This window comes from Absiella sp. AM09-50 (assembly GCF_003433845.1).
GTDB classification, from domain to species: Bacteria; Bacillota_I; Bacilli_A; order Erysipelotrichales; family Erysipelotrichaceae; genus Hoskinsella; species Hoskinsella hominis.
Genome location: NZ_QVFI01000002.1, coordinates 151,243 through 172,311, shown reverse-complemented (window position 1 = coordinate 172,311; position 21,069 = coordinate 151,243). Strand labels below are relative to the sequence as shown.

Sequence of the window (21,069 nt, the reverse complement as noted above, 5' to 3'; positions counted from 1 at the left end):
GATTTCTTTCATTTATTCAACTTTTCCTAAAAGATAATTGATCAACTGCTGTGCAGCACGACCACTGGTACCACCATGACTTAATTCCCATTTTCTTGCTTCAGCGCATAATTCCTCTTCACTCATTTTCAGCTCTGGATGTTTTTTCGCAAGTTCGCATACGATATGGAAATAATTCTTCTGATTAGGTTTTTCATAACAGATACTTAAACCAAAACGTGCCACAAGGCTTAGCTTTTCCTGCATTGTATCAGAATGATGTAAACCATCATCACTCATATCATCACGATCATTCCATGTTTCTTTTACAAGATGACGTCGATTGCTGGTTGCGTAAATCAATACATTATCTGGTTTTGTTTCAACGCCACCTTCTATGACAGCTTTCAAGAACTTATATTCAATCTCAAATTCCTCAAAGGAGAGATCATCCATATAGATAATGAAACGATAATTACGGTTTTTGATTTGCGCAATGATATTGGATAGATCCTTAAATTGATGTTTATAGATTTCAATCATACGTAAGCCATCTTCATAAAATTCATTGACGATAGCTTTGATACTGGTGGATTTACCAGTGCCGGCATCTCCATATAATAAGACGTTGTTTGCCGGTTTCCCGTTCACAAAAGCCTTTGTGTTTTCTACCAGCATTTCTTTTTGTAGCTCATAGCCGACAAGATCATTAAGATACACACTTTCCATATTATTGATGGGAAGGAATTCTACGCCTTCATCATTTGGACGGATACGGAAGGCTTTATTCAAGCCAAACATACCAACTCCATATTGTTGATAGAAATCTGTGATGATTTGAAAGATTTCATTTTCATCTTTTGCCTGTTCAATAGCTTTAGATATCGAACGTACCATAACACTTACATTTTTATTATACATGCGTTCTTTTTTGGTAACGGCATGATAATTGCTGATGATACTGAAACAGTTGATATCTAAAGATGCTTCAATTTCTGAGAAGTCAAAATCAAATAATGCTTTAAACACTTTACAATCATTTAATGCGAACTGATTGACACTGCCATCCATTGCCCCCTGTTTTTCACTTACTAATGTAAAACTGTTTTCATTCATCAATAATATGAATGTCAGATAATTGTGCCATAAGTTATCATCAAATCCATACATGGTAGATAAATCAAGTAGAGCTTTGATCTGTTCATAGATTCGTTCAATCAAATGAGTTTCACTATCGGCTTCCGTATCAAAATCCCGAAATATTTCAGATAATTGATATAGGATACTGTCTTTTCCTAAATTGCGATATAAAATAAGTTTCGCACATTCCTTATACATAAATAATTCCTCCCTTTTACAATTACCATCATTATAACGGTTGAAAAGACATTTGAAAAGCATTGTTTCATATTTTGATACAATTTACAAACGCAATGTAACAAAATTTACAATTATTATGAAAATAATTGTAAAAAGCATTGACAAATTACTGAAAAAGTTTTATCCTTATACACATCAACAACGTGAAGGAAGGTGAACCAGATGCAAGTATTCTATAGTTTAATCGTCATTATTATTCTCATAGTCCTACGTCAATCTGTTTTTCTTTCCGATAACCTCATTCGTTAGGTTCTTCACAACAGATCATTTTTGTTTAGGCACAAGGATGTGAGTAAAGAAAGAAAAGCAGCTATCTATTCGGAGGGCTGCTTTTTTATAAGAGTTGAGTCAGGTCATAGAGGAGGAAATATATGGATTGTAAAGATATCGAGCAGGCTGCACAGCGCCTCATGGGCAATATCCATAATGTAAAGGTCACAAGTTCTCGTACCTTTTCGCAAATGAGTGGATGCGATTTATATCTAAAATGTGAGAACAGACAAAAGACAGGATCATTTAAGGTCCGTGGAGCCTTTAACAAATTAGCCAAATTGAAAGAGGAAGGAAAAACAACCGAAGTCATTGCAAGCAGTGCTGGTAATCATGCACAAGGAGTCAGTTATGCAAGCAGCCTGTTAGGAATGCATGCGACAATCGTTATGCCAAAGAGTACACCCATAGCGAAAGTAAGCGCTACCCAGGGTTATGGCGCAGATGTGGTACTTGCTGGTGATTGTTATGATGAATGTTATCAGGAAGCATTAAAGCTTCAAAAAGAAAAGAACGCAACATTTATTCATCCCTTTGATGATGAAGATGTTATCGCAGGACAGGGAACCATTGCTTATGAAATCTGTCATGATTTACCAAATGTTGATATGATCGTTGTTCCAGCAGGTGGTGGTGGATTACTTGCCGGCATCAGTTATTATGCTAAGCATATCAATCCAAGAATTAAAGTGATTGGTGTACAGGCGGAAGGTGCTAGTGCTATTGTACAGTCTTTCCATAAAAAAGCGTATACGACCACGGATCATGTGAATACGATTGCTGATGGTATCGCAGTCAACCAGCCTGGTAAATTAACAGTGGATCTTATCAATCAGAATGTAGATGATATGGTTACCGTGAATGACAATGATATCGCTTCTACGATTCTGCTACTATTAGAAAGAGAAAAACAGGTTGTGGAGCCATCTGGTGCAGCAAGTCTTGCGGCAGTATTGAATGGTAAAATCGATTGTAAAGGAAAACGTGTTGTATGCGTATTATCCGGAGGGAATATCGATGTAAGCTTCATTCATAAAGTCGTTGAAAAAGGTCTTGTGACACGTGGAAGAAATATGAAATTCAAGGTGTTGATGTTAGATGTTCCAGGTGCTTTAGAGCATTTGACGCATTTGATTACAGTAGCAAATGCAAATATTATACAAATCCAATATGACCGAATTCAGGCAGATCTAAATCTGAATGAAACCATATTACATCTGGCAGTAGAAGTAAGAAGTAAAGAACATGGAGAAAGTTTGATTAAATCATTAAGAAAAAAGGGATACGATATTACCATGGAGTAAAGGAGGAAATGTTATGAAAATGAATGGATCGCAGATTTTGATACAGGCATTGATTGATCAGGGAGTAGATACCATCTTTGGTTATCCGGGTGGTTCTGTATTAAATATCTATGACGCATTATATGAAAGAAGTGAGGATATCCGTCATATCGTTAGCAGCCATGAACAAGGAGCTGCACATGCAGCAGATGGATATGCTAGATCAACAGGGAAAACCGGGGTATGTCTTGCGACATCAGGACCGGGAGCAACGAATCTGGTAACAGGAATTGCGACAGCTTATATGGATTCTATTCCATTAATTGCAATTACCGGAAATGTAAGTAATGACTTGTTAGGAAGGGATTCTTTCCAGGAAGTAAATATCGCTGGTATTACGATGCCGATCACCAAACATAATTTTATTGTTCAACATGTAGATGATTTAGCAGCAATCGTAAGAAAAGCATTTGTCATTGCGAATTCTGGAAGAAAAGGTCCAGTATTGATTGATATTCCAAAAGATGTGACTGCAGCAGTGACAGAATATGTAAAACTGCCACGTTATCGCATTCGTAAACTGCCAAAGGTAGATGATGAAATCTTTGAACAGGCACTGGAAGAAATCATGAAAGCAAAACGTCCAATGATTTATGCCGGTGGTGGGGTGTTAAGTTCTAATGCAACAAAAGAATTATTGAAATTCTCAAAGCATATGGATATACCAATCAGCTGTTCTATGATGGGCTTATCTTCTGTACCATTTGATTATGATTTATATCTAGGTATGATTGGAATGCATGGTACACCGGTTAGTAATTATGCAACATTAAATACCGATTTGATTATTGCTATCGGAGCCAGATTTTCAGATCGTGTAGCAGGCAATCGTGAAGAATTTGGAAAGAATGCAAAAATTATTCATTTCGATATTGATGCATCAGAAATTTCAAAAAATGTTGCAACCGATATTTCCATTGTTGGTGATGCAAGATATATCTTAAAGAAAATGATTCAGCGTATGCCGGAAACCAAACATAAAGAATGGACCGATACGTTAAAAGATTTTAAAACCAAAGTGGGACTTCCAACACCAAAAGAAGGCGATGGTGTAGATCCTAGAGATTTGGCAACAACCCTGCATAAGATTGTTGGAGAAGATGCCATCATCGTTACCGATGTTGGTCAGCACCAGATGATCATGGCACAATATTATCAGTTCTCAAGACCTAGAAGCTTTATTTCATCTTGTGGACTTGGTACAATGGGATTTGGCATGGGTGCTGCTATTGGTACAAAAGTTGCCAATCCAAATCGTCCAGTTGTTCTTGTAACAGGGGATGGAAGTTTCCATATGAACATGAATGAAATGGCGGTCGCAGTTAGTGAAAACATTCCTATTGTGGTATTGATTTTCAATAATACAGTTCTTGGTATGGTTCGACAATGGCAGACATTGTTTTATGAACACCGCTATTCAAATACAAGCATTGATCGTAAGACAGACTATGTAAAACTGGCAGAGGCATTTGGCGCTAAAGGATTTAGAATTCATAATCGTTATGAAATTGAAAACGTTATGAAAGAAGCAATCAAAAGTAAAGTACCATGCATCGTTGACTGCATGATTGATAAAGATGATTGTGTATATCCAATCATTCCGCCTGGAAAGAGTGGAAAAGACATCATCCTGTATGGAAATTAGAAGGGAAGGATAGAATGAATAATGTAATATTGTCCCTATTGGTTGAAAACCATTTCGGGGTACTTACAAGAATTACGAATTTGTTTAGTCAGCGAGGATTTAACATTGACTCTCTGGCCGTAGGAGAAACAGAAAATCCAGGTTATTCAAGAGTAACGATTGCGACACATGGTGATGAGAATATCATCAACCAGATTCGTTTACAGTTAGATAAACTGGAAGATGTGAAAATAGTTTCACTGATACCGGATGAACAGCAGTTCATTCGTGAAGTTGCATTAATCAAGCTTGCACCTGGCAAAGAACAGTTAGAAGCATTAGATGGTGTATTAGAAGACTTTGGTGGACGCAAACAGATTATAGAAGATGATTGTTGTATTATTGAGGTTACCGCAACACCGGCAACAATTAATTTCTTCGTTGAAGAACTTCGTGAATATCATATCAAAGAAGTATGCAGAACCGGCGGTGCAGCACTTGCACTTAGCCAAGAAACCGTTTATTAAACACACACGTGTTTCAATAAAATAAATAAAAAAGAAAGATAAATAACAGGAGGAAAAGAAAATGGTTAAAATGTATTATGATTCAGATTGCAATTTAGATTTATTGAAAGGAAAAACTGTCGCAATTATCGGTTATGGAAGTCAGGGTCATGCCCATGCACAGAACTTAAAAGACAGTGGTGTCAATGTTGTTGTTGGTTTACGTCCAGGCAGTGCAAGTCGTGCAAAAGCTGAAGAAGCTGGATTAACTGTTATGGATACTGCAGAAGCCGCAAAAGCTGGTGATTTTGTAATGATCTTAACACCAGATCAGAACCAGCCAGATATCTTCAAGGCAGATATTGAACCAAACCTGGAAGAAGGAAATGTATTGATGTTCGCTCATGGTTTCGCTATTCACTTCAACCAGATCGTTGCGCCAAAAGGTGTTGATGTTGTGATGTGTGCACCTAAGGGGCCAGGACACACAGTACGTTCTCAATACTTAGAAGGCCGTGGTGTTCCTTCATTAATTGCTATTCACCAGGATGAAAGTGGTAAAGCACGTGATTATGCATTAGCTTATGCATGTGGTATTGGTGCAGGTCGTGCAGGTATCATTGAAACAACATTCAAAGAAGAAACAGAAACTGACTTATTCGGTGAACAGGCAGTATTATGTGGTGGTGTCTGTGAATTAATGCAGGCTGGTTTTGATACACTTGTAGAAGCTGGTTATGCTCCTGAAATGGCATACTTTGAATGTATCCATGAAATGAAGCTGATCGTTGATTTGATCAACAGTGGTGGATTCGCAATGATGCGTTATTCTATCTCTGATACAGCTGAATATGGTGATTATGTAACAGGTAAACGTCTGATTACAGAAGATACAAGAAAAGAAATGAAGAAAGTATTATCAGAAATCCAGGATGGAACATTTGCTGGAAACTGGATTACAGAAAACAAATCTGCAGGTCGTGCACACTTCTTGGCAATGCGTAGAGTACATGCAGAACACCAGAGTGAAAAAGTTGGTGCTCAGTTGCGTAAGATGATGAGCTGGCTGAAAAAATAAGGAAGTGAAACTATGGGTAGACCAAGTGATTCAGTTATAAAAGGAGATGCCTGCGCACCGCAGCGCTCCTTATTCTATGCGTTAGGTTTAACGGAAGAAGAATTAGAACGTCCTTTGATTGGTGTTGTGAGTGCCTACTCAGAAATCGTTCCAGGACACGCCCATCTTGATAAAATCACAGAAGCAGTAAAAGCAGGTATCCGTATGGCTGGTGGTACACCAATCATGGTACCTAGCATTGGCGTTTGTGATGGTATCGCTATGGGACATATTGGTATGAAGTATTCTTTGGCAAGTCGTGAATTGATTGCCGATAGTGTAGAAACAATGGCACGAGCACATGGCTTTGATGGACTTGTGTTGGTACCAAACTGTGATAAAATCGTTCCTGGTATGTTAATGGGTGCACTTCGTGTCAATGTACCAGCGGTTGTTATGAGTGGTGGTGCTATGCTTCCAGGAAATGATCGTGGCAAACCAATGAGTCTTTCCACGATGTTTGAAGCTGTTGGTGCTAAAAAAGCCGGCTTGATCGATCAGGCAGAATTAACACACATCGAACAAAACGCATGCCCAGGATGTGGATCATGTTCTGGTATGTTTACCGCAAATTCTATGAACTGTTTATGCGAGGTACTGGGAATTGCATTGCCAGGAAATGGTACGATTCCAGCAGTATACTCTGCACGTACACAATTAGCGAAGAAGGCTGGTATGGCAGTCATGGATATGGTAAATAAAGATATCAAACCAAGAGATATCGTCAATGAAAAAGCATTGCGTAATGGACTTGCATGTGATATGGCACTGGGATGTTCTTCTAATACCGTATTACACTTACTAGCGATTGCAAAGGAAGCACATGTGAATGTTGATTTGGACTTGATCAATGAAGTTTCTCAGGCAACGCCAAACTTATGCCGTTTAGCACCAGCAGGACCAGATCATATCGTAGATCTGTATAATGCAGGTGGTGTACAGGCTGTCATGAAAGAACTGTCTAAGAAAAATCTGATTGATGTGGACTTAATGACTGTAACTGGTAAAACTGTAAAAGAAAATATCGCAAATGCAGTGAATATGGATACCAATATCATTAAGAATATTGAACATCCAAACAGTGCAACTGGTGGTATTGCGGTACTATATGGCAATATTGCGCCAAAAGGCTGTGTTGTCAAACGTAGTGCTGTAGATCCTAAGATGATGGTGCATACAGGACCAGCACGTGTCTTTGACAGTGAAGAAGATGCAATCGCAGCTATCTATGCTGGTAAGATCGTAAAAGGCGATGTTGTTGTTATTCGTTATGAAGGACCAAAAGGTGGACCTGGTATGCGTGAAATGTTAAATCCTACCAGTGCACTTGCCGGTATGAAACTGGATAAAGATGTTGCATTGATCACAGATGGACGATTCTCTGGTGCTACCAGAGGGGCAGCTATCGGACATGTATCTCCTGAAGCCGCAAGTCATGGACCAATCGCCATCATCAAAGAAGGCGATCAGATTGCGATTGATATCAACGAAGGTAAAATCAATCTTTTGATTGATGAAGCAGAATATCAAGCTAGAATGGATGCATGGGTAAAACCAGAACCAAAGATCAAAGAGGGATGGTTATATCGTTATTCCCGTATGGTTGCCAGTGCTGATGAAGGTGCTGTATTAAAATAATGTAGGAAAAGAAAGATGAAATTAGTCTTTGCTTTTTTATTATACAGAATGTAAATGCACGCACAAATGGTGAAATATAATTAAGTCCTGGACCAATGTATGGCAGTCTTACAAAGATGGAAATAGACGCTCTGAAATTTTTTTGTGATGAAGCGCCCGTATAGATATGATTAAACGTGTATTTAAGGGAGAATGATACTCTTGCTGGTGTTGTTTTTCTTATGTATTTTGCCACAATTACGGATACAATCTCATTTTAATTTACTAGTACCTATACGCTATTAAAAAAACGCGGTCTTAATTGACTGCGTTTTTTAATAGCGTATGATCAAATAGTTTGCGCCAGTTCATGTGATATGTCACAACATAAAGTATCAGAGATAATATAATTCCTAACACCACATCAATGATACTGTGCTGTTTGATGAACATAGTCGCAAGAATAATCAGGATAGAAACGATACCGGTTGTTCCTTTGATCAAGAAAGGATGTTTAAAATACTGATATCTGAATACCACAATCCAAATCGCTACAGTACTGGATACATGGATAGATGGACATACATTGGTTGGAGAATCCATACTTTGAAGGAAAGCGACCAGTTTTGCACATAGATTGTCATGAACAATTGGTACACGTAATTGTAAACCGTTTGGTAAAATGGTATAGACAATTAAACAAAAGGTCATGCCGGTAAACATGAAAAAGCATAAATCCTGAAAATCTTTTTTGGAATGAAATAAAAAATAGGCTAGTGGAAGCACCAATAATGGAAACCACATCACATATGGAATGACAAAGTATTCATTAAAAGGAATCATATCATCCACAGCACTGTGTAAGATATAGCGCGGTGTTATCAAATGCTCTAACAATTCAAAATATAATAAATAAAAAATCCAATATCCCAGTAGATAACAGTGTGGATGTTCTTTGATCCACGGTTTTAATTTACAAAACATGTTATCCCCCTTTCACATGTATTTTATTATAGAAGTATTCTTATCAAAAAACAACGTTTTTTTCCTTACAAAAATGAAACAACAGCATCCAATCTAAGCGAATGCTGTTATTTGTATATGTAGATTTTTTTACTTAACGGCCTGTACATTCAGCTTTTTCTGATGTAAACAGCGTTTCACAACTGGTAATGCTACAATCGCAATCACATAGCCGACACCAGATTGGAAAATATTTTCCGGAATCCCAGTTAAAGCGATGGCCATACTTCCTTTTAGATACCATTTCGCAAGGAAGTATCCAACAACCATAATGACACATCCTAAGCCATAGGCACCCCATTTTGCTTTTTCACCAAATTTGCGAAGCAGATAAGATACCACAACCCCCTCTAATCCTTTGATGATCAGGGTAGGAAAGAAGTAATAAGCATATCCTCCAGCAACATCTGCCAAAGCACTGCCCAAACCTCCTATCAAAAAGCCACCTAATGGATCAACGATGCTGGCAAATAGTAAGATAAAGCCATCTCCCAAGTTAAAATAGCCATTCAAGGCATTTGGAATTTTGATATACATCGTAGCCACAAAGACAACTGCCATGCCAAGTGCATATAATACGATTTCCTGTGTAGTTAAAGTTTTCTTTTTCATTTTTCTCAAGCCCCTTTCTGCTTGCTCACTATTCTATCAGAAATCTGTCATCATAAAAATGTACAGAATATATATTAATTTAGAGTACAGTTTGTTATAATAGAAGTGGTGATGATATGAAAATTAATACAATCAACTTTGAAAAACAAAATGGCAGACCTATTTATCTTCAATTGTATGAAAAGCTTCGTGATGATATGCTGGCTGGTTATTTAAAAAAGAATGATCAGCTGCCAAGTATACGTAAATGTGAGAAACAGTTAAAAATCAGTAAGACAAGTGTAGAGCGTGCTTATGAACAGCTGTTGATGGAAGGATATATCGTTTCTATCCCTCAGAAAGGCTATTTTGTTGATGTTGATGAAGAACATCGTATGCTTAGAAAACAGCTGGTAGAGAGGCCTTATGAGGTGAATACACAAAAGGTACGCTATGACTTTCGATCACAGACGATGGATAAAGACGCTTTTGACATGTCTTTATGGAAAAAGTATTTAAAAGAAGTTTTAGATATGGAACAGGATATCACTACATATGGTGACGCTCAGGGAGAATATGCACTGCGACTTGCCCTAGGCAGATATGCTTATTCCATGCGTGGGGTATTTTCTACACCAGAACGTATGTTGATCGGTGCCAGTTTTCAATCGTTGTTATATATCCTTTGCGGATATTTAAAAGAGCCGATCATCGGTATGGAAGAAAGCGGCTTTCTACAGGCAGAACAGGTATTTTCTGATTATGGCTATCCTGTGATAAAACTGGATATGCATCCAGAGGGTGTATCGATTGAAGAATTGATAGAAAAACATATCAACGTATTATATATCAATGCAGGAAGTATGGGAAGTGATCATCAGCCTTTACAAAGTAAAAAGCGTAAAGAACTGCTTGCATGGGCCAAAGCATATCATGCATTGATCATTGAGGATGACCATAATGGAGAACTTCGATATCATTCACGTCCTACGCCGTGTATGCAAGGATATGATATGGGAAAACATGTGCTTTATATTGGCTCTTTTTCCAAATTGCTGCTGCCGGCTTTGCGTATCAGTTATCTTGTCATGAATCAGGAAATGCTTGAGGTATATGAAAAAGATCATTATGGTCCCAGTGCTTCCAAAATCGAACAATTGGCACTTGCCAGATATATTAGTGACGGTCATTTAGAACGCCATGTCAAACGCTTAAAAAAACGTTATGAATATAAATGTCATTATATGATGGAATTATTACATAGATATTTACCCGATGTAGACGTATATCTGGAGGAAGCTGGTTTACAGCTCATTCTGCGCTTTCCTTTTTCTATCGATGGAAAAGCTTTGATTGAGGCGTGTAAAAAGCAGCAAATCTTATGTAATATGAACGCCCAGAAAGATTTAGTATTATCGTTTGCAGGTATTCATGAAGAAGAAATGGAAGAGGCTGTGCAAACCATTGTATCCATATGGAAACAGGTGGATAAACGAATATAAATGTCATAAAACAAAGAAGCGTATGCAAGTGATGAGCATACGCTTTTACAAATTTAAGTAAGTTCTATAAAACCAAAATCATCATCATCGTCTGCCTGTAATGTGAAATCTATCCAATATTCGATCCAGTCTAAAAAATGCATGGGTTCTTTCGTACCTGGCTTGAAAATAGGTGCAATGCCAAAATCATTCGATAAATCAAAAAACCACATCGTACCATAAGTTGTTTCATCTCCACTGTTCACAACCAAAATATTCGTCATGCCACAACCTTCCTGACATAAAACCAGATAACCTCTGCATATTTCATCGTTCTCTTCTTCCATCAACATTTCATATGTATCATCATCGATCTGGTAAATGAGAAGAGGCGCATCTATCGTATAAGGAAATGGTTTTTCAGGAATAGAATTCATTTCATATTCAGGTTTTGGCTTGATGATATCATATAATCCATAAAACGGTTTTTCTCCGGCACTTGCAATTGTTGTGATAAACTTTCGATAATCTTCTGGCAGTCTGATATGATGTGCTTTTTCATATGCGAGGACTTCTACTTCAGATAATGGCGGTTCAAAGATGTTATGATGGTAATATTTCTGAATTAATGGTATTTTTTCTTTGATTCTTTGTAATTGTTCATTTATGATTTCACTTGTCATAAAGATACCTTCTTTCTATTCTATGGTAAGATTTTTTGTTTTAAAAAGCAATCATAAAATGCGCCGAATGATAGGAATAAGCGTATAATGGGAGTATAAAGGAAGTGGTGTTATGAATCAGTTTTTATGGACACAGGTAGAATTGCTATGTCGTATCATCATTGCAGGTATTTGTGGTGGAATCATTGGCTATGAACGTAAAAATCGTAATAAGGAAGCAGGTATTCGTACCCATATGATTGTGGCGCTTGGCGCTTCTTTGATCATGATTGTCAGTAAGTATGGCTTTGCGGATATCTTAGGGGAACAGGGGATTGCTTTAGATCCTTCCCGTATTGCCGCACAAATCGTTACCGGTGTAGGATTTCTTGGCGCAGGCATGATTTTTATGCGTAAGAATACCATATCCGGATTAACCACTGCAGCAGGAATCTGGGCAACCAGTGCCATAGGTATGTCTATTGGAAGCGGCTTGTATCTTCTTGGTATTGTGACCACCGTTTTGATTGTGGTTATTCAGATCATCTTACATGGGCGTTTATTGAAAGAAACGTATAAAGATGAAATTAGTTTTCTGTTGAAAAAGGATAAGAATGCTGTACAGGATTTGCAAAAACAATTAGAAAGCATGCACATAGAAATTTTAAATATTGAAATCAAAAAACATAATGAATTTTACATGGTAGAAATGGTGGTATCCTTACCAGAAAATTATCATGCGACAGAAATGCTGAAGCTGTTTCAGCATTGTGATTATATTGAAGAAGTCAATATATAGGAGGACAGATGGCAAAATTAAGGATGAAGAAAATTGGAAATCTGAAAGATGAAGTAATGCTTTTAGATGAAGAAGTTCTGAAATTAGGAAAATCAATGGAAAAAGCAGATGCATTTTTTACAGAGGATGCACATTATTTTGCAGTATATGAAAAATATTACTATCGTGCAGATAATTATGTAACATTATCTATACATCTTTATAAACAGGAAGATACGATATGGATAGAAGCTATTTCTGCTGGTGGCGGTGGAGGGATATTAAAAATCTCGTGGGGAAGTGAACAGGATTTTCTGGCTGATTTTGAACGTTTGTTACGAAAACAGGGATATCATGAATGAAATAGAAGGATGCGAATTTTGCATCTTTTTTATTGCTTTATGACAAATTTGTCATTGTGATAGATTTCATCTCTGCTTTCTTGTATAATTTTATAGAGTAGGTGAGGATATGAAGATTTTATTTGTAGAAGATGATGATGCAATCGCACTAGGCTTAATATATTCTTTGGAAAAAGAAGGGTATCAAATCACACATTATAAAACACAGAAAGAAGCCATAAATGCTTTATCTGAACAAAGCTTTGATCTGCTTTTGTTAGATGTGGGATTGCCAGATGGCAATGGCTATGAAATCTGTCGATATGCGAAAAGTAAACAGGAGGTGCCTGTGATTTTTTTAACGGCCATGGATGATGAAGTAAATATAGTGATGGGATTAGATATTGGCGGGGATGATTATATCACAAAGCCGTTTCGTATCAAAGAACTACAAAGCCGTATCCGTTCCGTGATGCGCCGTTATCAGAAACAGGAAGATGATGGTATTGCGAAAATACGTGATATTATCATCAATACCAAAACGGGTAAGGTATATAAAAATAATACGGAAATATTATTAACAGCACTGGAATATCGTCTTTTACTAGTTTTCTTAAATCATCAGGGACAGATTTTAAGCAGAAGTCAGATATTAGAAGGTATCTGGGATGTGGCAGGTAATTATGTAAATGATAATACATTATCTGTCTATATTAAACGATTAAGAGAGAAACTGGAAGATGATCCAGGAGATCCCCTTATTATTGTGACCGTGAGAGGACTGGGATATCGTATGGAGAAAAACAATGTGGCATAATGTAGAATATCGTAAATTTACATATGTTTTCTTTATCCTGCTTATCCTTTTCACAATAGTGATGAGCGTATGTGTATCAATGATTGGTGCTATAATTTTATTTGTATGTGGACTATGTTTATATCTTTCTTGTGCAGTTTTTACTACTTTGCGTTATCGAAGTATTGCGGCATTGTCAAATTATCTTCAAGCTGTTTATAATGGTCAGGAAACAATGGATATCCGTAATCATAAAGAAGGTGAATTAAGCGTTTTAAAAAGTGAAATTTATAAGATCACCAGCATTTTAAAACAACAAAGTGATACCATGCATAAAGAAAAGATATTTCTGGCAGATTCTTTAAGCAATATCTCCCATCAATTGAAAACACCACTGACCGGTATGTTAGTAATGAGTGAACTGTTACAGGATGAAGCATTGCCGCAAGAGAAACGCAAAGAGTTTCTGGCACAGATACAAACACAGCTAAAACGTATTGAATGGCTGGTCACAACATTGTTGAAAATCAGTAAAATTGATGCACAGGCAATTGAATTTCATAAACAGCCAATACCATTAACAACCATCATAAATAAAGCATTAGAACCTATCCGTATTCCATTGGAAATCAAAGAAATCAACTGTCATGTAGAATGTGATGAACATATTTTGATTCATGCGGATGAAAACTGGTGTATAGAGGCATTTGTGAATATCTTTAAAAATTGCATGGAACACACACCTGTGAAAGGAACTCTGCAGATTTGCTGTGAAGATAATCCTTTACAAAGCATTGTCTGTATCAAAGACAGTGGTTGTGGAATTGATCCTGAGGATATCCCACATATATTTGAACGTTTTTATAAAGGCAAGAATGCCGCAAGTGAAAGTGCGGGAATTGGCTTGTCTTTATCAAAGAAGATTCTATTAGAACATGCAGCAACTATTCAGGTAGAAAGTGAATTACAGAAAGGCAGTACGTTTACAATTTGTTTTCATAAATAACATAGGAAAGGAAAAAATGTATGGAATATAAACAAGCAGAACGAAAGGATTTACAAATCGTATATGATATTGTGCAGGAGGCGATTGCAACAGTATATCCCAAATATTATCCCAAGGAAGTCGTAGCGTTTTTTCATGAGCTGCACAGCATGGAAAATATAGAAAAAGATATAATCGACAAACGTGTGGGAGTCTTGCTTGATCATGATGAAGTTGTTGGGACAGGCTGTTATGAACATGATCATATCACAAGGGTATATGTTCGTCCTGCTGAACAGAAAAAAGGCTATGGCAGTTATATCATTAAACAGCTTGAAAAGATGATTTCCCAAACATATCCAAGTGTGGGTTTAGATGCATCTTTGCCAGCATGTCATTTATATGAACAACGCGGATATCAAACGATCACGCATGGCAGACATCTTTTAGAGCATGGTGTTGTTTTGGTTTATGAAATTATGGAGAAAAAGTTTTAAAACAGATTTGTCGAAATAACATATTCCTTGTCTTTTTCCAGGGAAACATCAGATGACAAAATTGTCATGTGGAAGTCATTTGACAGTCATGATGCTTTGATAAACTTGATGATGAAGGAAGGGAATACAAATGGATATATTAAAAGTAGAACATGTATCAAAAATATATGGAAAAGGAGAAACCAGTGTAAAAGCATTGGATGATGTTAGTTTCAGTGTAGAACAGGGACAGTTTGTGGCAATTATCGGCCCAAGTGGTTCTGGTAAATCTACTCTGTTACATATTCTGGGTGGTGTGGATACACCAACAAAGGGAAAGGTATATGTGGATGGCAATGATATGTATACCTTAAATGAAAGCGCCCTTGCGATATTTCGCAGACGTCAGATTGGCTTGATCTATCAGTTTTATAATCTGATTCCAGTATTAAATGTGGAAGAAAATATCACACTGCCACTTTTATTGGATCATCGAAAAGTGGAACAAAAAAATCTGGATGAGCTTGTGGATATCCTGGGATTAAGCACACGTTTATCTCATCTGCCTAATGAATTATCCGGAGGACAGCAACAGCGTGTATCGATTGCTAGAGCATTGATTGCTTCACCAACTCTGGTACTTGCGGATGAACCAACGGGGAACCTGGATCGTAAAAACAGTGAAGAAATTGTTGCTTTATTAAAACAGCTGCATAAAGAAAAGAATCAGACACTCATCATCATTACCCATGATGAAAGCATTGCATTACAGGCGGATCGTATTATTTCTATCGAAGATGGAAGAATCGTCAAAGATGAGGTGATTCGCAAATGAACATCATGAACAAAGTCACATGGAAATGTATGAAACAAAATAAGAAACGTACCATTGTGACCATCATTGGTGTCATCATCTGTGTTGCTATGATAACAGGTGTTTGTACCATAGCAGCATCTTTTCAGGAAACAATGATACAAAATGCGATATATCAAAATGGAGCATACGAACTTCATGCAACGATATCTTTGGATACATATCATCAATTAAAACAGGATGATAAGATAAAGGATATTATGCGTTTAACAGCTATTGGTTCCACAGAAAATCCAATCAAAGATTCTTATCGAAACAGTATCAACATATATAGTCTTGATGTGAAGCATATGGATTTAATAGGTGCAAAACTGGAAGAGGGAAAACTGCCAGCAAATAAAAATGAAATATTGGTAGCTTCTAGTTTATTACACAACCAGGCATTTCAACATCAGATAGGTGACACCATGACATTGCCCCTTGGTCATATAGAATACGGGGAACAAGGGGAAATAAACTTTATCAAGGAAAAGGAAATGACGTTTACCATTACCGGCAGTATTTTGTGTCCAACTTGGGAAAACTCCGATACTTATGTAATGGCAACGATGTTTGATTCATCGTTTTTAGCCAAAGATAATCCACTCAGTGTTATGTTCAATCTGAAAACAGATAAGAACTTTTATAAACAGGTGGAAGATCTGACAGCTGCCTATGATTTACAAGAATTAAATGCCAATAATAGTCTTTTGATTTATAAAGGCATTTCTGATAACAGTGTATTAGCGACATTGATCGGAGTGGGAGCATTTCTGGGTGTGATTATTTTGATTGGCGGCTTCTCCCTGATCTATAATGCATTCTCCATTTCTTTAAGTGAGCGAAGCCGATATCTAGGCATGTTGTCAAGTATTGGCGCCACCAAGAAACAAAAACAGGCTTCTGTATTCTTTGAAGCTTTCTTAATCGGAATAATTGCGATTCCCACAGGCTTATTATCGGGTATTCTAGGAATCAAAATTACATTCTATTTTATGTCGCCGTATTTTGCGAATGTATTTGATGTAGAAAGTGGTTTAGCCTTTGTTGTCAATCGCTGGTGTATCCTCATTCCAATGGTGTTTTCTGTCTTTGTATTGGTAATATCTGCATGGGTGCCATCTTTAAAGGCATCTAAAATCAATGCGATTTCTGCGATACGGCAGAATGGTGATTTTAAAATTAGAAAACGTGATATTAAAACAAGCAGCCTTACAAGAAAACTGTTTGGATTTGAAGCAGAACTTGGCTTGAAAAATACAAAACGCTATCATGCAAGATATCTTGCGACGCTGTTTTCTTTGATCATCTGTATCGTTTTATTTATGACTGCAAGTTATTTTACGACGAGTATGCAGCAAAGTGTAACGATGACCAGTTTTGCTTCTAATTATGATCTGCGTGTGGATTTTTATACTAAGAATGATAAATCTATAGAGGAATTACCTGAATTAAAAGAGCTGCAACAGGTAAAACATGCGAAAAGCCATACATTTTTCACTGAGGATTCTTTTCAATTAGAGCATGTATCCCTTAGTGATGAGGCAAAAGCATATATTAAAATACAGTCACAAGGCTATGATGGGTTATCAGAAGAAGATATCAAAAACATGTATTATCCTCGCTTATATATACAGGTGTTAGATGATGAAAGCTTCGCAAGATATTGTGAACAGATCGGTGTGGATGTATCAGAAATGAAACAAAAAGAACCATCTTTTATCTTTGTGAATGAGCGAAATATGTATAATGACAGTGATGGCAGCTATCGTGAAATGAAAATCTTAAAGGATGTAGGCAATGATATCACAATTATTGCGGATAGTGAAACGAATAAAAAACACAGCCTTCATATCGTAAAACAGACAGATAAAGTACCTGATATTAATCCAGGATACAGTTCAAAATTAGAAGTGCACGCGATCACCAATTTCGCAAATGCCAGATTACTGAATGAAGAATTAGTCGCAAAAGGATGTCCAAAGATTTCTACGTTCTATGAAATCCAATACCAAAGTGATGATGCGGAGGCACTTGGAAAAGAAGTAAAAGCAATTGTGGATGGAAGTGATGAGATTACCGCAAGTTTTGATAATATCACAGAACAGCGTATGCGCGAACAACAGCGAACGATATTGATTTCTGTATTCCTGTATGGTTTTGTGGTATTGATTTTATTGATTTGTATGACCAATATCATGAATACGATTTCTACCAGTATTTCACTTAGAAAACGTGAACTGGCAATGTTGAAGTCGATTGGCATTACACCATCAAAATTTAAAAAGATGATCATGTATGAAACTCTGTTTTATGGCATCAAGGCAGTTGTCTATGGCGTTCCACTTGGCATATTATGTATGTTTATCATGAATTTGATTTATGGTCAAAGTTTGAGTTTTGCGTTTCATGTATCATGGCGCAATATCCTGTTTATCATTTTAGGCGTATTCTTCATGTTGATGATTGCCATGTGGTATGCGATTGCAAAAATTAGAAAAGATAATATCGTAGAAACGATAAGAAACGAAAGTATTTAAAACATAAAGATTATCTGATTTAGATAATCTTTTTTTGATAGACAGTTTGCAACAAATATCTATAGAAAACGCTTTCAAAGGATGTTATAATGAAGCCATAAATAACGTTGGAGGATTATATCATGGATCAATATATTATGGCAATCGATCAGGGAACAACAAGCACAAGAGCAATCCTGTTTGATTCAGAAAGCAATATCATTTCTGTAGCACAAAAAGAATTAGAAAATTTCTATCCACATCCAGGATGGGTGGAACAAAATGCCAATGATATCTGGGCAAGCACGGTTGGTGTTATGTTTGAAGTACTTGCGAAAAGCGGTATTCGGGAACAACAGATTGCGGCTATCGGTATCACCAATCAAAGAGAAACAAGTGTTGTCTGGGATAAAGAAACCGGAATTCCTATTTATTTTGCGATTGTATGGCAATCTCGTCAAAGCGATGCTTATTGTGAAAAGTTCAAGGATGAAGGCTTAGAAGATATGATAAAGGAAAAAACCGGCTTATTGCTGGATCCATATTTTTCTGCTAGTAAAATCCGCTGGATCTTAGATCATGTAGAAGGGGCACAACAGCGTGCAGAAAAAGGTGAGCTGTTGTTTGGGACAATGGATACCTGGCTGTTATGGAAATTAACCAAGGGTGAAAAACATATGAGTGATGTATCTAATGCATCTCGTACGATGTTGATGAATATTCATACATTGGAATATGATGAAGATTTATTGAAGCTTTGGAATATTCCACGTTGTATGTTGCCACAAATCGTAGACAGTTCTATGGTTTATGGGGTATGTAAAGGCTTGTTTGATACACCTATTCCTATCGCATCTTTGGTAGGCGATCAACAGGCAGCTTTATTTGGACAGACATGTTTTGATGCAGGAAGCGTGAAAAATACATATGGTACAGGCTGTTTCTTATTGATGAACACAAAAGATCGTATTATTCATTCCAGCCATGGACTTGTGACATGTGTAGGATGGCGGATTCATGGGGAAGTAGATTATGTGTTGGAAGGCAGTGTGTTTGTGGCAGGTGCAGCGATTCAATGGCTGCGAGATGGATTAAAAATTATACAAAACAGCAGTGAAAGTGAACAGCGGGCTACTTCTGTACAGGATTGTGGCGGAGTTTATGTGGTGCCTAGTTTTACAGGACTTGGCGCTCCCTATTGGAAACCACAGGTCAAAGGGGCAATTTTTGGATTAAGCAGAGGAACCAGCCAGGAACATATCATACGTGCTACCCTGGAATCATTAGCTTATCAAACAGCCGATGTCATAGAGGCAATGCGGGAAGACAGTGGCCTACCACTTACCAGATTACAAGTGGATGGAGGAGCTAGCCGCAATAATTTCCTTTTACAATTTCAAAGTGATATCTTACATACCCAGGTAGTACGCTCACTCATCAGTGAAACAACTGCACTTGGTGCTGCTTATCTTGCAGGTCTTGCGGTAGGATATTGGAAGGATCAGGATGAAATTAGAAAGCAGTTTCAAATCGGTGGTAAATTTGATCCGCAAATGGATGAAGTTTCCAGAAATGCCAGAATATGTGGCTGGAAACGGGCAGTTTCTGCCGTTATGATTTTCTGATAAAAAATTAACTATAGATATGGGTGTAAACATATTGACGAAAGTGAATATGTTCTGTTATGATAAACTACGTAAATAGGAAAGTTTACAATAAAAATGGAGGAGAATATTATGTTGAAAAAATTAAGTGTTCTTGCAGTTGCATTCTTACTAGCGGCATGTGGTTCATCAAACAATGCACCAGAAACAAAAGGTACTGCTACATCTGACAAAGATGATAAAGGCAATACAATTACTGTAGAAATCACAAAACAGGGTGATGATGTAAAGAGTGTATCTATCGATGAAACTTATGAAGGCAGCACAAAGAAACAATTAGGTGAAAAGTATGGTATGAAAGCTGGTACTGCATCTGATCCATCTAAGCTTGGTCAAGAATGGGACGAACAGATCAAGAATCTTGAAGATTACATCGTAAAAAATGGTATCGATAAAGTTGAATTAGACGAAAAAGGATATCCAAAGAATGAAGATGTAAGAACTGGCTGTACAATCAATATCAAACGTATCATGGATACTGTAAAAGCAGCTAGCGACAGCGCAAAATAATAAGAAAATGGCCAATCAAAGGATTGGTCTTTTTTGTATATGAACCAATTTATAGAACCATACTAGGGGTATGGAGGTCTATGATATGAAAAAAGTAATATGTTTAACATTATGTGCCTTGATGTTTGCGGGATGCAGCAGCAATTCCAAAGCAGATATCAAAGAAGGCAAAGCAACCTATACCAATGATAAAGGCGAAGTGACAACCGCAAAAGTCAAATTGAAAAATGGTGATCTTGAAGAAGTAGAAATTGATGAAACTGCGCAGGGCAAGGATAAGAGTAAAAAAGCATTAGGAAATGATTATCAAATGAAACAGGCAAGTAAAATTGGGAAAGAATGGTATGAACAAATTGATTTTCTTGAAAAGTATATTGAGAAAAAGGGTGTTGACAGTATTAAATTAAACAAAGAAGGCAAAGCGGAAAATAACGATGTCACAAGCGGTTGTACGATACGCATTGATGGATTTTTAAAAGCAGTAAAAGAAGCAGAGAAAAATGCCAAGTAAAACAAATCGCAAGATTTGTTTTTTTGTTGAAAATGTGTTGCTT

At 37.0% G+C, this 21,069-nt stretch carries 20 protein-coding genes; 16 read left to right on the top strand and 4 right to left on the bottom strand.

The window, feature by feature from the left end:
- Positions 1-12 precede the first annotated feature (12 nt).
- Positions 13-1,317: an ATP-binding protein gene (locus DW114_RS03310; protein WP_117452372.1), complete on the bottom strand. Its 1,305-nt coding sequence runs from the start codon at positions 1,315-1,317 to the stop codon at positions 13-15.
- Between the two features lie 413 nt (positions 1,318-1,730).
- Between DW114_RS03310 and ilvA the strand changes: the two genes are divergently transcribed.
- The 5 genes from ilvA (at position 1,731) to ilvD (ending at position 7,857) form a co-directional block, all read left to right on the top strand.
- Positions 1,731-2,933, top strand: coding sequence for a threonine ammonia-lyase (gene ilvA / locus DW114_RS03305; protein ID WP_117452371.1), 1,203 nt, complete (start codon positions 1,731-1,733; stop codon positions 2,931-2,933).
- A gap of 13 nt (positions 2,934-2,946) precedes the next feature.
- Positions 2,947-4,617: a biosynthetic-type acetolactate synthase large subunit gene (gene ilvB, locus DW114_RS03300; RefSeq protein WP_117452370.1), complete on the top strand. Its 1,671-nt coding sequence runs from the start codon at positions 2,947-2,949 to the stop codon at positions 4,615-4,617.
- Positions 4,618-4,631: 14 nt separating this feature from the next.
- Positions 4,632-5,123 carry an acetolactate synthase small subunit gene (gene ilvN / locus DW114_RS03295; RefSeq protein ID WP_117452369.1) on the top strand — a complete coding sequence of 164 codons (492 nt, stop codon included), beginning with the start codon at positions 4,632-4,634 and terminating at the stop codon, positions 5,121-5,123.
- 61 nt (positions 5,124-5,184) lie between these two features.
- Positions 5,185-6,180, top strand: a complete 996-nt coding sequence (ilvC, locus tag DW114_RS03290) for a ketol-acid reductoisomerase (RefSeq protein ID WP_117452368.1) — start codon at positions 5,185-5,187, stop codon at positions 6,178-6,180.
- Between the two features lie 12 nt (positions 6,181-6,192).
- On the top strand, positions 6,193-7,857 hold the full coding sequence (gene ilvD, locus DW114_RS03285; protein WP_117452367.1) for a dihydroxy-acid dehydratase: 1,665 nt from the start codon (positions 6,193-6,195) through the stop codon (positions 7,855-7,857).
- Positions 7,858-8,154: 297 nt separating this feature from the next.
- On the opposite strand, the gene DW114_RS03280 is transcribed toward ilvD, so the two are convergent.
- Together DW114_RS03280 and DW114_RS03275 are read right to left on the bottom strand one after the other, a co-directional pair.
- Positions 8,155-8,820 (bottom strand): phosphatase PAP2 family protein, encoded by a 666-nt coding sequence (locus tag DW114_RS03280; protein WP_117452366.1) that lies wholly within the window; start codon positions 8,818-8,820, stop codon positions 8,155-8,157.
- Positions 8,821-8,949: 129 nt separating this feature from the next.
- Complete coding sequence (locus DW114_RS03275; RefSeq protein ID WP_117452365.1) at positions 8,950-9,471, bottom strand: ECF transporter S component; 522 nt, start codon at positions 9,469-9,471, stop codon at positions 8,950-8,952.
- Between the two features lie 116 nt (positions 9,472-9,587).
- On the opposite strand from DW114_RS03275, the gene DW114_RS03270 reads away from it, so the two are divergent.
- The gene (locus tag DW114_RS03270) at positions 9,588-10,952 is read left to right on the top strand and encodes a PLP-dependent aminotransferase family protein (protein ID WP_117452364.1); all 1,365 of its coding nucleotides are present in this window, start codon (positions 9,588-9,590) and stop codon (positions 10,950-10,952) included.
- Between the two features lie 53 nt (positions 10,953-11,005).
- Here the strand turns inward: DW114_RS03270 and DW114_RS03265 are convergent, their stop codons facing one another.
- The gene (locus tag DW114_RS03265) at positions 11,006-11,614 is read right to left on the bottom strand and encodes an SMI1/KNR4 family protein (RefSeq protein WP_117452363.1); all 609 of its coding nucleotides are present in this window, start codon (positions 11,612-11,614) and stop codon (positions 11,006-11,008) included.
- Positions 11,615-11,726: 112 nt separating this feature from the next.
- On the opposite strand from DW114_RS03265, the gene DW114_RS03260 reads away from it, so the two are divergent.
- The 10 genes from DW114_RS03260 to DW114_RS03215 all read left to right on the top strand — a co-directional run bounded on the left by DW114_RS03260 (position 11,727) and on the right by DW114_RS03215 (position 21,026).
- Positions 11,727-12,392, top strand: coding sequence for an MgtC/SapB family protein (locus DW114_RS03260; protein WP_117452362.1), 666 nt, complete (start codon positions 11,727-11,729; stop codon positions 12,390-12,392).
- Between the two features lie 8 nt (positions 12,393-12,400).
- Positions 12,401-12,733: a DUF6054 family protein gene (locus DW114_RS03255; protein ID WP_117452361.1), complete on the top strand. Its 333-nt coding sequence runs from the start codon at positions 12,401-12,403 to the stop codon at positions 12,731-12,733.
- 109 nt (positions 12,734-12,842) lie between these two features.
- Positions 12,843-13,529 carry a response regulator transcription factor gene (locus tag DW114_RS03250; RefSeq protein WP_117452360.1) on the top strand — a complete coding sequence of 229 codons (687 nt, stop codon included), beginning with the start codon at positions 12,843-12,845 and terminating at the stop codon, positions 13,527-13,529.
- Positions 13,519-14,514: a sensor histidine kinase gene (locus DW114_RS03245; protein WP_117452359.1), complete on the top strand. Its 996-nt coding sequence runs from the start codon at positions 13,519-13,521 to the stop codon at positions 14,512-14,514. Before DW114_RS03250 ends, DW114_RS03245 begins: the two co-directional genes overlap by 11 nt.
- Before the next feature lie 20 nt (positions 14,515-14,534).
- On the top strand, positions 14,535-14,990 hold the full coding sequence (locus DW114_RS03240) for a GNAT family N-acetyltransferase (protein WP_117452358.1): 456 nt from the start codon (positions 14,535-14,537) through the stop codon (positions 14,988-14,990).
- Positions 14,991-15,120: 130 nt separating this feature from the next.
- Positions 15,121-15,804, top strand: a complete 684-nt coding sequence (locus DW114_RS03235; RefSeq protein WP_117452357.1) for an ABC transporter ATP-binding protein — start codon at positions 15,121-15,123, stop codon at positions 15,802-15,804.
- Entirely contained in the window at positions 15,801-18,362 is a 2,562-nt protein-coding gene (locus DW114_RS03230) for an ABC transporter permease (RefSeq protein ID WP_117452356.1), read from the top strand. The genes DW114_RS03235 and DW114_RS03230 overlap by 4 nt, the downstream gene beginning before the upstream one ends.
- Before the next feature lie 122 nt (positions 18,363-18,484).
- Positions 18,485-19,966 carry a glycerol kinase GlpK gene (gene glpK / locus DW114_RS03225; RefSeq protein WP_117452355.1) on the top strand — a complete coding sequence of 494 codons (1,482 nt, stop codon included), beginning with the start codon at positions 18,485-18,487 and terminating at the stop codon, positions 19,964-19,966.
- Positions 19,967-20,077: 111 nt separating this feature from the next.
- Positions 20,078-20,515: a hypothetical protein gene (locus DW114_RS03220; RefSeq protein ID WP_233509522.1), complete on the top strand. Its 438-nt coding sequence runs from the start codon at positions 20,078-20,080 to the stop codon at positions 20,513-20,515.
- Between the two features lie 85 nt (positions 20,516-20,600).
- Entirely contained in the window at positions 20,601-21,026 is a 426-nt protein-coding gene (locus DW114_RS03215) for an FMN-binding protein (RefSeq protein ID WP_117452354.1), read from the top strand.
- Positions 21,027-21,069: the final 43 nt, after the last annotated feature.